Consider the following 13,879-nt stretch of genomic DNA (forward strand, 5'->3'; position numbering starts at 1 on the left):
CTGATGGCTGCGGGGCCCTTCGTCGTGGTCGGCGTCGAGACACCAGGAGGTGCGCTCGACTTGGCTCAGGCCTTGCCGCGTCGGACGCGCAACTGCTGAAGGGCCTCTTCGAGCAATTGCTCGGCCTCTTCTTCGGTCCGGCGCTCTTTCACGTACGCGAGGTGAGTCTTGTAGGGCTCGAGCTTGGCGACCGTCGGTGGGTTCGCCTTGTCGCGACCTGCCGGCAGCCCGCTCGAGGGCGAATCGACGGTCTCGGGGATCTCTTCGTCGGGCACGTTGGCCGCGAAGTGGCGTACGACCTCGTTGCCGAGGGCGTCCCAGTACGAGATGGTGATCCGCTCGGCGTGGAAGCCACGGTCTTGTTCGCCCATGGGGCCCGCGCCGACGCGCGAACCGCGGATTGCACTACCGCCCGAGGCCATCAGCTGACCGCCGCGAACTTGGTGATGAGGCCAAGGACCACGATGCAGGTGATCCAGACGAGACCCAGGAAGACCGTGATTCGGTTGAGGTTGCGCTCGGCGACGCCGGACGCCCCGAGGTTGCTCGTGACACCACCGCCGAACATGTCGGACAGACCGCCGCCGCGACCGCGGTGGAGCAGGATGAGGAGGGTCAGCAGGAGGCTCGTGATGCCGAGCAACACCTGCAGGATGACCTGGAGAATTTCCACGTGGGACCTTTCGATGCGGTAAGACCGCTGAACAGTATAGCCGCGAGAGGCCGTCACCCCGGCAGCACGAGCCGGAAGGGCACCGACGTGCGGCGCCCCGATCGGCTCAGACGCCGACGTGCGCCTGGAAACGGACGATGCTGGCGAACTCCGACACGTCGAGGCTCGCCCCACCGACGAGGGCTCCGTCGACGTTGGGCTCACGCATGAAGGACGCGATGTTGGTGGACTTGACCGATCCGCCGTAGAGGACACGGGTCGCGGCGGCGGCGTCAGAACCGACGATGTCGACCAGGGCCACCCGCAGCGCGGCGCAGACCTGCTCGGCCTGCTCGGCCGTGGCCGCTTGCCCGGACCCGATCGCCCAGACGGGCTCGTAGGCCACGACGATCTCGGCGGACGCGGGCACCTGGGCGAGCGCCGCACGGAGTTGAGCCACCGGCACCGCGCTCGGTCCGTGCTGCTCGAGGTCGTCGGCCGTCTCGCCGACGCAGATCACGGGGACGAGGCCCGACCGATGAGCCGCAGCGACCTTCGTCGCCACGACCTCGTCGTCCTCGGCGTGGAGCGTCCGGCGCTCCGAGTGCCCGACCAGGACGTAGCGGACGTCGAGCTTGGCGAGGAACGGCCCCGAGACCTCGCCCGTGTAGGCACCGGAATCGTGGGCGGAGAGGTCCTGGGCTCCGAGCGCCAGCTCGAGCTTGTCGGCGTCGAGCAGGGTCTGCACGCTGCGGATGTCGGTGAACGGCGGGAACACCGCGGTCTCGACCGAGTCGAAGTCGTGCTTGGCGTCCTTGAGGGACCAGGCGAGCTTCTGGACGAACGCGATCGCCTGCAGGTGATCGAGGTTCATCTTCCAGTTGCCGGCGATGAGGGGGGTGCGCGTGGTCACCATCCGAGGACCTCCAGTCCGGGGAGTCGTTTGCCCTCGAGGAATTCGAGGCTGGCTCCACCACCGGTGGAGATGTGGCCGAACTGGTCGTCCGTGAAGCCCAGGGCACGAACGGCCGCGGCCGAGTCGCCACCGCCGACGACACCGAGACCCGAGACATGGGTGAGAGACTCGGCGACCGCCTTGGTGCCGTGTGCGAAGGCCGGGAACTCGAAGACTCCCATCGGTCCGTTCCAGAAGACCGTGGACGACGTCTGGACGGTCTCGGCGAAGCGGGCCGCCGTCTCGGGGCCGATGTCCAACCCGAGGGCATCCGCACCCAGAGGAGAGGACTCGATGCCGTCCGAGGCGACCACGGTGTGGTCGGCATCGGCGCTGAACGACGAAGCGACCACCACGTCGACGGGGAGGACGAGATTGACGCCCCGACGCGCGGCTTCGTCGACGTAGCCCCGGACCCGGTCGAGCTGGTCCTTCTCGAGCAGGCTCTTGCCGACGGGGAGCCCCTGGGCGGCGAGGAAGGTGAAGAGCATGCCGCCACCGATGAGCAGGTTGTCAACCCGCGGGAGCAGGTGCTCGATGACGCCGAGCTTGTCGGACACCTTCGAACCTCCGAGGACCACGGTGTAGGGCCGTGTGGGGTTCTCGGTCAGCTTGTCGAGGACCTCGAGCTCGCGGGAGATCAGCGTGCCGGCTGCGCTCGGGAGGAGCGCGGGGAGCTCGTACACGCTCGCCTGCTTGCGGTGCACGACGCCGAAGCCGTCGGAGACGAACACGTCGCCGAGTTCGGCCAGGCGACGGGCGAACTCCTGACGCTCCGACTCGTCCTTCGACGTCTCGGCAGCGTTGTAGCGGAGGTTCTCGAGCACCACGATCTGGCCGTCGGTCAGACCGGCCACCGCTGCGGTGGTCTCGTCGCCGACGGTGCTCGCCGCGAAGCCGACGCTCTTGCCGAGGAGTTCGCTGAGTCGTTGCGCGACCGGTCGCAGGCTGTACTCGGCCTTGGCCTCGCCGTCGGGGCGACCGAGGTGCGAGATGACGACGACCCTGGCCCCCTGGTTGATGAGTAGGTCGAGGGTGTCGAGGGAGGCACGGATGCGTCCGTCGTCGGTGATCTCGCCGTCCTTCAGCGGGACGTTGAGGTCGCATCGGACGATGACGCGCTTGCCCGACAAGGGACCGAGGGAATCGAGGGTTCGCAGGCTCATGGGTTCGTTTCGGGTTCGGAGGACGATGCCCCGGCCCGCGAGGGCCGGGGCACCGGGGTCGGACTAGAGGCGGTCGGCCACGTACTTCGTCAGGTCGACGAGGCGGTTCGAGTAGCCCCACTCGTTGTCGTACCACGAGGTGATCTTGACCAGGTTGCCGATGACCTTGGTGAGCCCCGAGTCGTAGATCGACGAGTGCGGGTCGGTCGTGATGTCGGTGGACACCAGCGGGTCTTCGGAGTAGGCGAGGATGCCCTTGAGCTCGCCCTCGGCTGCGGCCTTGTACGCGGCGTTGATCTGCTCGACCGTCACCGGGGTGCTGGTCTCGAGGGTCACGTCGGTGATCGAGCCGGTGGGGACGGGAACGCGCAGGGCGTAGCCGTCGAGCTTGCCGGCGAGCTCGGGGATCACGAGGCCGATGGCCTTGGCAGCACCGGTCGACGTCGGGACGATGTTGAGCGCGGCGGCACGGGCACGGCGGGGGTCCTTGTGCGGGCCGTCCTGCAGGTTCTGGTCGGCCGTGTACGCGTGGACCGTCGTCATGAGACCGCGCTCGACGCCGAAGTTGTCGAGGAACACCTTCATCAGGGGCGCGAGGCTGTTCGTCGTGCACGACGCGTTCGAGATGATGTGGTGGTTGGCGGGGTCGTAGATGCCCTCGTTCACGCCCAGCACGATGGTGGCGTCGTCACCGGTGGCGGGAGCCGAGATGAGGACCTTCTTCGCACCGGCGGTGATGTGCTTGCGTGCGTCTTCGGCCTTCGTGAAGAAACCGGTCGACTCGACGACGATGTCGACGCCCAGCTCGCCCCAGGGCAGGTTGGCGGGGTCGCGCTCGGCGAGCACCTTGATCGGCTTGCCGTCGACGACGATCGAGTCGCCGTCGAGCTCGACGGTGGCGTCGAGACGACCCGTGATCGAGTCGAACTTGAGGAGGTGTGCGAGGGCAGCGTTGTCGGTCAGGTCGTTGACGGCGACGATCTCGATGTCGGTTCCCTTGGCGAGCGCCGCGCGGAAGTAGTTACGGCCGATGCGACCGAAGCCGTTGATGCCGATCTTGACGGTCAATGAAACTCCTGATGATCAGGCGTCGTGGGGACGCGTGGAGGGTGTGGGCGACCAGGCCCGTGGCGACGCCCGAACTCTCGATGACCTCGGGTCGGACACCGCTTACGACAGTAGCAGTCGCCCTCTGGGATTCGCCGTCCCGTGACGTCATGGGACCCCCTCCGTCGACCTCAGTCGAGGTCGAGGTCGCTCGGGAGATTGGCGTCCGTACCCGGCAGGCCCAGGTCACTGGCTTTCTTGTCGGCCATGGCGAGCAGGCGGCGGATGCGTCCCGCCACGGCGTCCTTGGTCATCGGGGGGTCGGCATGGTGGCCGAGTTCGTCCAAGCTGGCGTCGCGGTGGGCCAGTCGCAGTTCGCCCGCGTACTTGAGGTGGTCGGGAATGTCGTCGCCGAGGAGCTCCATCGCCCGGTCGACCCGGGCGCAGGCGGCGACGGCGGCCTGGGCGGAACGTCGCAGGTTGGCGTCGTCGAAGTTGACGAGTCGGTTGGCGGTCGCGCGCACCTCCCGGCGCTGGCGCATCTCTTCCCAGTCGGTCACGCTCTTCTCGGCACCCATCACCTTGAGCATGGTGCCGATCGCCTCGCCGTCGCGGATGATCACGCGGTGCACGCCCCGGACCTCGCGGGCCTTCGCCGCGACGCCCAGTCGCCCGGCGGCCCCGACGAGCGCCATGGCGGTCTCGTTGCCGGGGCACACGACCTCGAGCGAGGCGGAACGACCGGGGTCGGTCAGGGAACCCTGGGCGAGGAAGGCACCGCGCCAGATCGCGGCGAGATCGTCACGCGAGCCGGTCGTGAGTCGGTTCGGCAAGCCACGCACCGGTCGTCGGCGGGCGTCCATGAGCCCGGTCTGACGGGCCAGCGTCTCGCCGGCCTCGTGGACCCGCACGAGGAACCCGGGGGTGCGTCGTGTGCCGGAGGGAGCCGTCATGGCGACGTCGCTCCGGGCCCCGTACAGCTCGGCCAGGTCTTTGCGGACCCGTCGGGCGATGAGGGCCGAGTCCAGTTCTGCCTCGACCGCGATGCGACCGGAGATGAGGTGCAGTCCCCCGGCGAAGCGGAGAACGGTGGCGAGCTCGGCGGCCCGGATCGTCGTCCTGCTCACCTCGACGCGGGCGAGTTCTTCTTTGACGTCGGCAGTCTGGGCCACTCCGGTTGTTCCTTTTCGTCAGGTCGACTTGTCGTCGGTACACGGGCGTGCTGAACGACCTCGGTGGGTCATTCTCGGCCGAGGTCGCGGTGTTTCACGCTGACCGCCACGCCGGGGAGTCCACGCAGACGCGCCGCCAGTTCACCCACGAGGGTGACCGATCGATGTTTGCCCCCGGTGCAGCCAATGGCGATCGTAGCGTGTCTCTTGTTCTCACGCTGATAGCCCGACAACACGGGGACGAGCGAGGCGGCGAAGGCGTCGACGAACTCTCGTGCCCCGTCCTGCTGCATGACGTACGTCGTGACCGGCTCGTCGAGCCCCGACTGCTGCCGGAGCGCGGGCACCCAGAACGGATTGGGGAGGAACCGCGCGTCACCCACCATGTCGGCGTCGGTGGGCAGGCCGTACTTGAACCCGAAGCTGAGGACGGTCACCTGCACCCCGGCGCGATCGGACTCGGCGAACTTCTCGGAGATCGTCGTGGCCAGCTGGTGGATGTTGAGTTCTGACGTGTCGATGATCACGTCGCTGGTCTCGCGGAGCTCTTCCATGCGCGCACGCTCGGCCAGGATGCCGTCCAGCAAGGTGCCGTCACCCTGCAGCGGGTGCGGCCGCCGGACCTGCTCGAAACGGCGGACCAACGCCGCGTCGGTCGCGTCGAGGAAGAGGACGCGCACCTTGCTGGGCATGCTCGCTCGGAGGGTCCGGACGGCCTCCTGTGCCTCGCTGAAGAGGCGACCCCCGCGGACGTCGACCACGGCGGCGATCTTGGGGAGCGAATCCCCCGCGCGCTCGGCCAGGTCGAGCAACGGTCGCAGCATCTGCGCGGGCAGGTTGTCGACCACGTACCAGTCGAGGTCCTCGAGGGCGTTGCCGACCGTCGACCGCCCGGCACCGGACATGCCCGTCACGATCAGGACCTCTTGTTGTTCGCTGACGTCGCTCATGTCGGTGGTGTCCTCCGGGTCGGCGGGCGGTGCATCGAGTCTAGGCGGGGCTCGTGGGGGGCACGGCGTCGTCGGCCGTCACGTCCTCGGCTCCGCGGAGCCGTTCGACGACGGCCGCGGCGAGGGTCGGTCCGATGCCGCGGATCGCCGAGATGTCGGCGACGTCTGCGTCTTTCAGCCGCTTGACCGAGCCGAAGTGCTTCAGGAGGACGGCCACCCGCGAGGGGCCCAACCCGGGGATCTCGGCCAGTTGCGTCGAGATGTCGCGTTTGCGTCGCTGCCGCTGGTGTGTGATCGCGAACCGGTGCGCCTCGTCCCTGATGCGCTGGATCAGGAACAACGCGTCGCTGTTGCGCGGCAGGATGACCGGGAAGTCGTCGTCGGGCAGCCAGATCTCCTCGAGCCGCTTGGCGATGCCGCACAGGGCGATGTCGGTGACGCCGGCATCGTCGAGAGCTCGTCGCGCCGCCGCCACCTGGGGCTGTCCGCCGTCGACGATGAGGAGGTTGGGGCGGTACGCGAACCGTTTGCGTTGCTCACCCACCTCTTCGACGGGGGCGAGTTCGTCGTCGAGGCGCGAGAGACGGCGGCTGAGGGTCTGGTAGATCGACTCGGTGTCATCAGTCGACTGAGGGATGTTGAAGCGCCGGTACTGGTCCTTCCGCGGCAGACCGTCCTCGAAGACCACCATCGAGGCGACGATGTTCGTGCCCGAGAGGTGGGAGACGTCGTAGCACTCCATGCGCAAGGGCGCGTCGCTCATGCCGAGGGCCTCCTGGATGTCGGCCAGGGCGGTCGACCGGGTGGCGAAGTCGGCGCTGCGACGGGTCTTGTAGAGCATGAGCGACTGCTGCGCGTTGAGGGTCGCCGTCTGCATCAGGTTCGCCTTCTCACCCCGCTGTGCCGTGTGGATCTGCACCCGCCCGCGCCCGCGGAGGGAACTCAGCACGCTCTCGAGGGCGTCGTTGTCGTCCGGCGTCTCGGTCACGACGATCTCGCGGGGAAGCTCGGCGCCGGCGGTGTAGATGCCCTGCAGGACCTGCTCGACGAGGTCGCCGGTCGAGATGTCGATCTCTTTGTCGACGACCCATCCGCGGGAACCACGGATGCGACCGCCCCTCACCGTGAAGAGCTGGACGGCGGCCGCCAGCTCGTCCTCGGCGAGGGCGTAGAGGTCGAGGTCGACGTTGTCGCGGAGGACGACCGCCGACTTGTCGAGCACGGCCTCGAGGGCCTGCACCTGGTCCCTGTAGGCCGCCGCGTCCTCGAAGCGCTGCTCGACGGCGGCCGTCTTCATGGACCGTTGCAGGTCGGCGATCACCTTCTTGTCGTAGCTGCCCATGAACCTGACGAACTCGTCGACGATGGCCCGGTGCTCGTCGATCGACACCTTGTGGGAGCAGGGCCCGCCGCAACGACCGATCTGCCCTGGGAAGCAGGGCTTGCCCGTCTGCATGGCCTTCTTGTAGCTGCTGTCGGAGCACGTGCGGATCGGGAAGACCTTGATCATCAGGTCGATGGTGTCGTGGACCGCCCAGATCTTCGGGTAAGGCCCGAAGTACTTCGCCCCCTTGATGCGCGGGTTCCGCGTGACCATCACCCGGGGCGCCTCGTCGGCCAGGGTGACGGCCATGAAGGGGTAGGTCTTGTCGTCGCGGAACTTGACGTTGAACGGAGGGTCGAACTCTTTGATCCACGTGTACTCGAGCTGCAGGGCCTCGATGTCGCTGCCCACGACGGTCCATTCGACCGACCTCGCCGTCAGGACCATCCGTCGGGTTCGTTCGTGCAAGGAAGGCAGCGGGGCGAAGTAGTTGCTCAGCCGGGCCCGGAGGTTCTTGGCCTTGCCGACGTACAAGACCCGGCCCCGCTCGTCACGCCAGCGGTAGACGCCGGGGTCGGTCGGGATCTCGCCCGCCTTCGGGCGCCAGGAGACGGTGTTGCTCATCGTGCTTCGACGGCCTCCCGACGTCGCGTCGGCGTGGCCTTCTTCTTCTGGACGCGCGGCACGGTGTGACCCGACTCGAGGATCTCCCTGAGGAAGACGCCCGTGTGGCTCTCGGGCACGGTGGCGAGGTGTTCGGGCGTGCCGGTGGCGATGACGGTACCGCCACCCGCGCCTCCTTCGGGGCCCATGTCGATCAGCCAGTCGGCGGACTTGATGACGTCGAGGTTGTGCTCGATCGTGATGACGGTGTTGCCCTTCTCGACGAGGCCGTTCAGCACGAGCAGGAGCTTGCGCACGTCCTCGAAGTGCAGACCCGTGGTCGGCTCGTCGAGAACGTAGACGCTGCGCCCGTTGGAGCGCTTCTGCAGCTCGGTCGCGAGCTTCACGCGCTGAGCCTCGCCACCGCTCAACGTGGTGGCGCTCTGGCCGAGTCGCACGTAGCCGAGGCCGACGTCGACCAGCGTCGACATGAACCGCGAGATCGCCGAGATGGGGGCGAAGAACTCGGCTGCTTCGCTGATCGGCATCTCGAGGACCTCGGAGATGTTCTTTCCCTTGTAGCGCACCGCCAGGGTGTCGCGGTTGTAGCGCGCACCACCGCACACCTCGCAGGCGACGTAGACGTCGGGCAGGAAGTTCATCTCGATCTTGATGGTGCCGTCACCCGCGCAGTTCTCGCAGCGACCGCCCTTGACGTTGAAGCTGAAGCGTCCCGGCAGGTAGCCGCGGGCCTTTGCATCGGTCGTCTCGGCGAAGAGGGTGCGGATGCGGTCGAAGACTCCCGTGTAGGTCGCGGGGTTCGAGCGCGGGGTGCGACCGATCGGTGCCTGGTCCACGTGGACGACCTTGTCGAGGGCGTCGAGCCCCGTGACACGCGTGTGCTTGCCGGGGATCTGACGGGCTCCGTTGAGCTGGTTCGCCAGGACCTTGTACAGGATGTCGTTCACGAGCGAGGACTTGCCCGAACCGCTGACACCCGTCACCGCGACGAAGGTGCCCAGAGGGAAATCGACGGTGACGTCGCGCAGGTTGTTGGCCTTGGCGCCCACGACCGACATCATGCGCTTCTTGTCGACGGGACGACGGCTGGTGGGCGTCTCGATCGAGCGCCGCCCGGCGAGGTAGTCACCCGTGTACGAGTCGGTGTTCGCGACGAGGTCCTCGTAGCTGCCCGAGTGCACGACCGTGCCGCCGTTGACGCCGGCACCCGGACCGATGTCGACGACCCAGTCAGCCGTCTTGATGGTGTCCTCGTCGTGCTCGACGACGATCAGCGTGTTGCCGAGGTTCTTGAGTTTGACCAGCGTGTCGATCAGTCGGCGGTTGTCCCGCTGGTGCAGGCCGATGCTCGGTTCGTCGAGGACGTAGAGCACCCCCGTCAGGCCCGAGCCGATCTGGGTCGCGAGGCGGATGCGCTGGGCCTCGCCACCCGAGAGGGACCCGGCGGCGCGGGCCAGCGAGAGGTACGTGAGACCCACCTCGAGCAGGAACTCGAGCCGGACCCGGATCTCACGAAGGACCTGGGCGGCGATGCGCGCCTCGCGGGTCGTGAGAGTGAGGCTGTTCATGAACTCGAAGGCGTCGGCGAGGCTGAGTTCGGACACGGTCGCGATGTCGTTCCCGTCGACCAGGACGGCGAGGACCTCGGGCTTGAGCCGCTTGCCCTTGCAGACGACGCACGGGATCTCACGGAGGTAGGACGCGTAACGCTGGCGCTGAGTGTCGGTCTCGGCCTCGGCGTACTTGCGCTCGATGTAGGGCATCACACCCTCGAAACCCGTCGAGTACGTCATCTCACGCCCGAAGCGGTTACGCCATTTGACCGTGACCTCGAAGTCGTTGCCCTGCAGGACGGCCTGCTGGACCTTCTCGGACAGGTCGTGCCACGGAGTCTTGAGGCTGAAGCCGAGATCGCCGGCCAGGCCCTCGAGGAGCTTCTGGAAGTAGTTGTAGAGGCCCTTGCCCGACTGGGTCCACGGGAGGATGACGCCGTCGGCGAGGCTCAGCTCGGGATCGCCCAGGAGCAGGTCGGAGTCGACCGACATCTTGGTGCCGAGACCCGAGCACTCGGGGCAGGCACCGAAGGGGGCGTTGAACGAGAACGTGCGGGGTTCGATCTCGGTGAGCTGGACCGGGTGGTTGTTCGGGCACGAGAGCTTCTCGGAGAACGTCCGGTACTTGCCGGCCGCGCCCTCGTCGGTGTCGACGAAGTCGATGGTGACCAGGCCGTCGGTCAGGCGGAGGGCGGTCTCGAGCGAGTCGGTCAGACGGGTCAGCGCCTGATCGGAGGCGACGAGGCGGTCGACCACGACCGAGATGTCGTGCTTGATCTGCTTCTTCAGCTTGGGCGGCGAACTGAGCTGGATCTGCTCACCGTCGACGATGGCCCGGGAGTACCCCGTGGACGCGAGCTCGGCGAACAGGTCGACGAACTCGCCCTTCTTCTGCGAGACCACGGGGCTCAGCACCTGGTAACGGGTGCCCGTCTCGAGGGTCATGAGCTGGTCGGCGATCTGCTGCACGCTCTGCTTGCTGATCTTCTCGCCGCAGACGGCGCAGTGCGGCACGCCGATCCGTGCCCATAGGAGGCGCATGTAGTCGTAGATCTCGGTGATCGTGCCGACCGTGGATCGCGGGTTGCGGTTCGTGGACTTCTGATCGATGGAGACGGCCGGGCTGAGGCCCTCGATGAAGTCGACGTCGGGCCGGTCGACCTGGCCCAGGAACTGCCGCGCGTAGGCGGACAGCGATTCGACGTACCGTCTCTGCCCTTCGGCGAAGATCGTGTCGAAGGCGAGGGACGACTTGCCGGAGCCGGACAACCCGGTGAAGACGACCAACGAGTCACGCGGGATCTCGAGGTCGACGTTGTTCAGGTTGTGCACGCGGGCACCCCGGACGCTCAGCGTGGAGGAACCTTCTACAGGTGAGATGGACACTCTTACCATTCTGTCGATGTGGACGACGCTCGTCGTCGTGGCGGGCAGGCCCGCGGGAGATGCAGCCGGCGGCGCAGGGTCAGGGGGCCGGGGACGAGATGACCGGTTGGACGCCCGTCAGGCCGGCCGACACCTGCCAGAGACGGGATGCGACCGACTCGTCGCGGGTATGACGTTTGGCGGGCACGCGAGCCGGGGCGCCGGTCAGCTGGAACCACCCGGCCGGACCCCAGTATTCCCCGCCGACGACGTCTTCGCCCACGAGGGCGTGGACGAGGGGCTCTGCTCCGACCTCTTTGCCCTGGGAGAACGTGTGCATCATCGAGGTGAGGACGGCCGGAGGACGGTGGGGCTCGACGACGGGCGGGCGTGGGTCGCTGAGGGACTCCCACGAGAACCCGGGGTGGGCGACGACGCTCGAGATCGACGATCCGGCCGCCCGGAGTCGCCGATCGAGGTCGAACCCGAAGGTCATGACCGCGAGCTTGGATCGCGCGTAGGCGACGGCCCCCGAATAGCTCGAGACCATCATGGGATCGTCGAGGTCGAGTCGCACCCACCGGTGGCTGATGCTGCCGAGGTGCACGACTCGCGCCGTCCCGGCCGACTCGAGCGCCGGAAGGAGGTGCGAGACCAGCGCGAAGTGGCCGAGGTGGTTGGTGCCGAACTGGAGCTCGAAGCCGTCGGTCGTCGTCTGGCGACGACGCGAACCGACGACGCCTGCGTTGGCCAGCAGGCCGTCGACCGGCCCACCGGCGGCGATGGCGGACGCACCCGAGCGGACCGACGCGAGATCGGCGAGGTCGAGCGCGACGGTGTCGACGTCCGCCCCGGGCACGCGGCTGCGCAGGAGATCGGCGGCCCGGACGGCTCGCTCTGCGTCGCGGGCCGCGAGGACGACCTGATGACCGGCCGTGACGAGCCGCTCGGCGGAGTAGTAGCCGAGACCCGCGGTCGCACCCGTGACGACGACACGGCGACGATCACCGGGCATGGCCGGCCGCCTCCATCTGGCGCAGGTCTTTCTTCAGGTCGGCGACCTCGTCACGGAGTCGACCGGCCAATTCGAACTTGAGCTCGGCCGAGGCCTGCAGCATCTGCTCGTTGAGGTCGGCGATGATGGCTTCGAGACCGTTCGCCGCGCTGGCCGCCTTGCCCTCGCGGCGGAGGTTCGGCGTGGGGGCGCGCTTGCCGCCCTGGCGATCCGCGAGGAGGCGAGCGGTGTCGGCGCCCTCTCGAGCCAGGACCTCGGTGATGTCGGCGATCTTCTTCCGCAACGGCTGGGGATCGATACCGCGCTCGAGGTTGTAGGCGACCTGCTTCTCGCGACGACGATCGGTTTCTTCGAGTGCTTGTTTCATCGAATCGGTCATCACGTCGGCGTACATGTGCACCTGACCCGACACGTTGCGGGCCGCACGACCGATGGTCTGGATGAGGGACGTCGACGAGCGGAGGAAGCCTTCTTTGTCGGCGTCGAGGATGGCGACGAGCGACACCTCGGGGAGGTCGAGGCCCTCACGGAGCAGGTTGATGCCGACGAGCACGTCGTAGACCCCCTGGCGCAGTTCGGTCAGCAGCTCGACCCGTCGGAGCGTGTCGACGTCGGAATGCAGATACCGCACCCGCACGCCGGCCTCGGTGAGGAAGTCGGTGAGTTCTTCGGCCATCTTCTTGGTCAAGGTGGTGACCAGGACGCGTTCGTCGATCTCGACCCGTGAGCGGATCTCTTCGAGCAGGTCGTCGATCTGACCCGCGGACGGCTTGACCACGATCTCGGGATCGATGAGCCCGGTGGGTCGGATGATCTGCTCGACCACGCTGTCGGTGATCCCCAGCTCGTACTTGCCGGGTGTCGCCGAGAGGTAGACCTTCTGGCCGACCCGGTCGAGGAACTCCTCGAACTTGAGCGGCCTGTTGTCGAGGGCACTCGGCAGCCGGAAGCCGTGGTCGACGAGGGTGCGTTTGCGCGAGGCGTCGCCCTCGTACATGGCACCGATCTGGGGCACGGTGACGTGCGACTCGTCGATCACCACGAGCAGGTCGTCGGGGAAGTAGTCGAGCAGGCAGTGGGGCGCCTCGCCGGGCGATCGACCGTCGATGTGCGCCGAGTAGTTCTCGATGCCGTTGCAGAAACCGATCTGTTCCATCATCTCGAGATCGAACGTCGTGCGCATGCGCAGACGTTGGGACTCGAGGAGCTTGCCCTGCTTGTCGAGCTCGTCGAGACGGGTGGCGAGTTCGTCCTTGATGGTCCCGATCGCCCGGTGCATGACGTCAGTACCCGCGACGTAGTGGGACCCCGGGAAGACCGACACCGCGTCCATGGTCTTGACGACGTCGCCCGTGAGCGGGTGGAGGGCGTACAGGGCCTCGACCTCGTCGCCGAACATCTCGATGCGGATGGCCAGTTCTTCGTACATGGGGATGATCTCGATGGTGTCACCCCGCACACGGAAGTTGCCACGCGAGAAGTCGATGTCGTTGCGCTGGTACTGCATCGAGACGAAGCGGCGGATCAGCGTCTCGCGATCGATCCGCATGCCGACCTGGAGGGCGATCATGGCTTCCATGTAGCCCTCGGGAGTGCCGAGACCGTAGATGCAGGACACCGTCGAGACGACGATGACGTCGCGCCGGCTCAGCAGGGAGTTCGTCGTCGAGTGCCGCAGGCGCTCGACCTCGGCGTTGACGGAGCTGTCCTTCTCGATGAAGGTGTCGGTCTGCGGGACGTAGGCCTCGGGCTGGTAGTAGTCGTAGTACGACACGAAGTACTCGACGGCGTTGTTCGGGAAGAGCGACCGGAACTCGTTCGCCAACTGGGCCGCGAGCGTCTTGTTGTGGGCCAGGACGAGCGTGGGGCGCTGCACCTGTTCGACGAGCCAGGCCGTGGTCGCCGACTTGCCCGTTCCTGTGGCGCCCAGCAGGACGACGTCGGTCTCGCCCGCGTTGATGCGCCCCGCCAACTCGGCGATGGCAGCCGGCTGGTCGCCGCTGGGTTCGAACTCACTGATGACTTCGAACGGGCGGACACTGCGGGTCGGTTCCAT

11 protein-coding genes are annotated in these 13,879 nt (G+C 67.4%); all 11 read right to left on the minus strand.

The genetic code is table 11. The features are described 5' to 3' along the window. Positions 1–65: 65 nt before the first annotated feature. On the minus strand, positions 66–422 hold the full coding sequence (locus AC1MBW_RS14140) for an RNA polymerase-binding protein RbpA (RefSeq protein WP_043595011.1): 357 nt from the start codon (positions 420–422) through the stop codon (positions 66–68). Beyond that, entirely contained in the window at positions 422–673 is a 252-nt protein-coding gene (secG, locus tag AC1MBW_RS14145; RefSeq protein ID WP_043595012.1) for a preprotein translocase subunit SecG, read from the minus strand. The genes AC1MBW_RS14140 and secG overlap by 1 nt, the downstream gene beginning before the upstream one ends. 106 nt (positions 674–779) lie before the next feature. Then, positions 780–1,568: a triose-phosphate isomerase gene (gene tpiA, locus AC1MBW_RS14150; RefSeq protein ID WP_054146089.1), complete on the minus strand. Its 789-nt coding sequence runs from the start codon at positions 1,566–1,568 to the stop codon at positions 780–782. Beyond that, entirely contained in the window at positions 1,562–2,773 is a 1,212-nt protein-coding gene (locus AC1MBW_RS14155) for a phosphoglycerate kinase (protein ID WP_480024871.1), read from the minus strand. The genes tpiA and AC1MBW_RS14155 overlap by 7 nt, the downstream gene beginning before the upstream one ends. A 63-nt stretch (positions 2,774–2,836) precedes the next feature. After that, positions 2,837–3,841, minus strand: a complete 1,005-nt coding sequence (gene gap / locus AC1MBW_RS14160) for a type I glyceraldehyde-3-phosphate dehydrogenase (RefSeq protein ID WP_043595015.1) — start codon at positions 3,839–3,841, stop codon at positions 2,837–2,839. A 170-nt stretch (positions 3,842–4,011) separates the two neighbouring features. After that, positions 4,012–4,992 carry a DNA-binding protein WhiA gene (gene whiA / locus AC1MBW_RS14165; RefSeq protein WP_054146086.1) on the minus strand — a complete coding sequence of 327 codons (981 nt, stop codon included), beginning with the start codon at positions 4,990–4,992 and terminating at the stop codon, positions 4,012–4,014. A gap of 68 nt (positions 4,993–5,060) precedes the next feature. Next, positions 5,061–5,942 carry an RNase adapter RapZ gene (rapZ, locus tag AC1MBW_RS14170; RefSeq protein ID WP_055972789.1) on the minus strand — a complete coding sequence of 294 codons (882 nt, stop codon included), beginning with the start codon at positions 5,940–5,942 and terminating at the stop codon, positions 5,061–5,063. Positions 5,943–5,982: 40 nt separating this feature from the next. Further along, positions 5,983–7,890: an excinuclease ABC subunit UvrC gene (gene uvrC, locus AC1MBW_RS14175; protein ID WP_054146084.1), complete on the minus strand. Its 1,908-nt coding sequence runs from the start codon at positions 7,888–7,890 to the stop codon at positions 5,983–5,985. Further along, entirely contained in the window at positions 7,887–10,838 is a 2,952-nt protein-coding gene (gene uvrA / locus AC1MBW_RS14180; RefSeq protein ID WP_152970229.1) for an excinuclease ABC subunit UvrA, read from the minus strand. The genes uvrC and uvrA overlap by 4 nt, the downstream gene beginning before the upstream one ends. 70 nt (positions 10,839–10,908) lie before the next feature. Beyond that, positions 10,909–11,823, minus strand: coding sequence for an SDR family NAD(P)-dependent oxidoreductase (locus AC1MBW_RS14185; protein ID WP_480024872.1), 915 nt, complete (start codon positions 11,821–11,823; stop codon positions 10,909–10,911). Continuing rightward, a complete protein-coding gene (gene uvrB / locus AC1MBW_RS14190; protein ID WP_480024873.1) occupies positions 11,813–13,879 on the minus strand; it encodes an excinuclease ABC subunit UvrB in 2,067 nt (688 codons plus the stop codon). Before uvrB ends, AC1MBW_RS14185 begins: the two co-directional genes overlap by 11 nt.

This window comes from Frigoribacterium sp. AP1, assembly GCF_056680555.1.

Bases quoted from the DNA above. Each gene is read 5' to 3' on its own strand.
- uvrC (WP_054146084.1), bottom strand. From the start codon at position 7,890: ATGAGCAACACCGTCTCCTGGCGCCCGAAGGCGGGCGAGATCCCGACC.
- AC1MBW_RS14140 (WP_043595011.1), bottom strand. From the start codon at position 422: ATGGCCTCGGGCGGTAGTGCAATCCGCGGTTCGCGCGTCGGCGCGGGC.
- rapZ (WP_055972789.1), bottom strand. From the start codon at position 5,942: ATGAGCGACGTCAGCGAACAACAAGAGGTCCTGATCGTGACGGGCATG.
- tpiA (WP_054146089.1), bottom strand. From the start codon at position 1,568: ATGGTGACCACGCGCACCCCCCTCATCGCCGGCAACTGGAAGATGAAC.
- AC1MBW_RS14185 (WP_480024872.1), bottom strand. From the start codon at position 11,823: ATGCCCGGTGATCGTCGCCGTGTCGTCGTCACGGGTGCGACCGCGGGT.
- uvrA (WP_152970229.1), bottom strand. From the start codon at position 10,838: ATGGTAAGAGTGTCCATCTCACCTGTAGAAGGTTCCTCCACGCTGAGC.
- uvrB (WP_480024873.1), bottom strand. From the start codon at position 13,879: ATGGAACCGACCCGCAGTGTCCGCCCGTTCGAAGTCATCAGTGAGTTC.
- AC1MBW_RS14155 (WP_480024871.1), bottom strand. From the start codon at position 2,773: ATGAGCCTGCGAACCCTCGATTCCCTCGGTCCCTTGTCGGGCAAGCGC.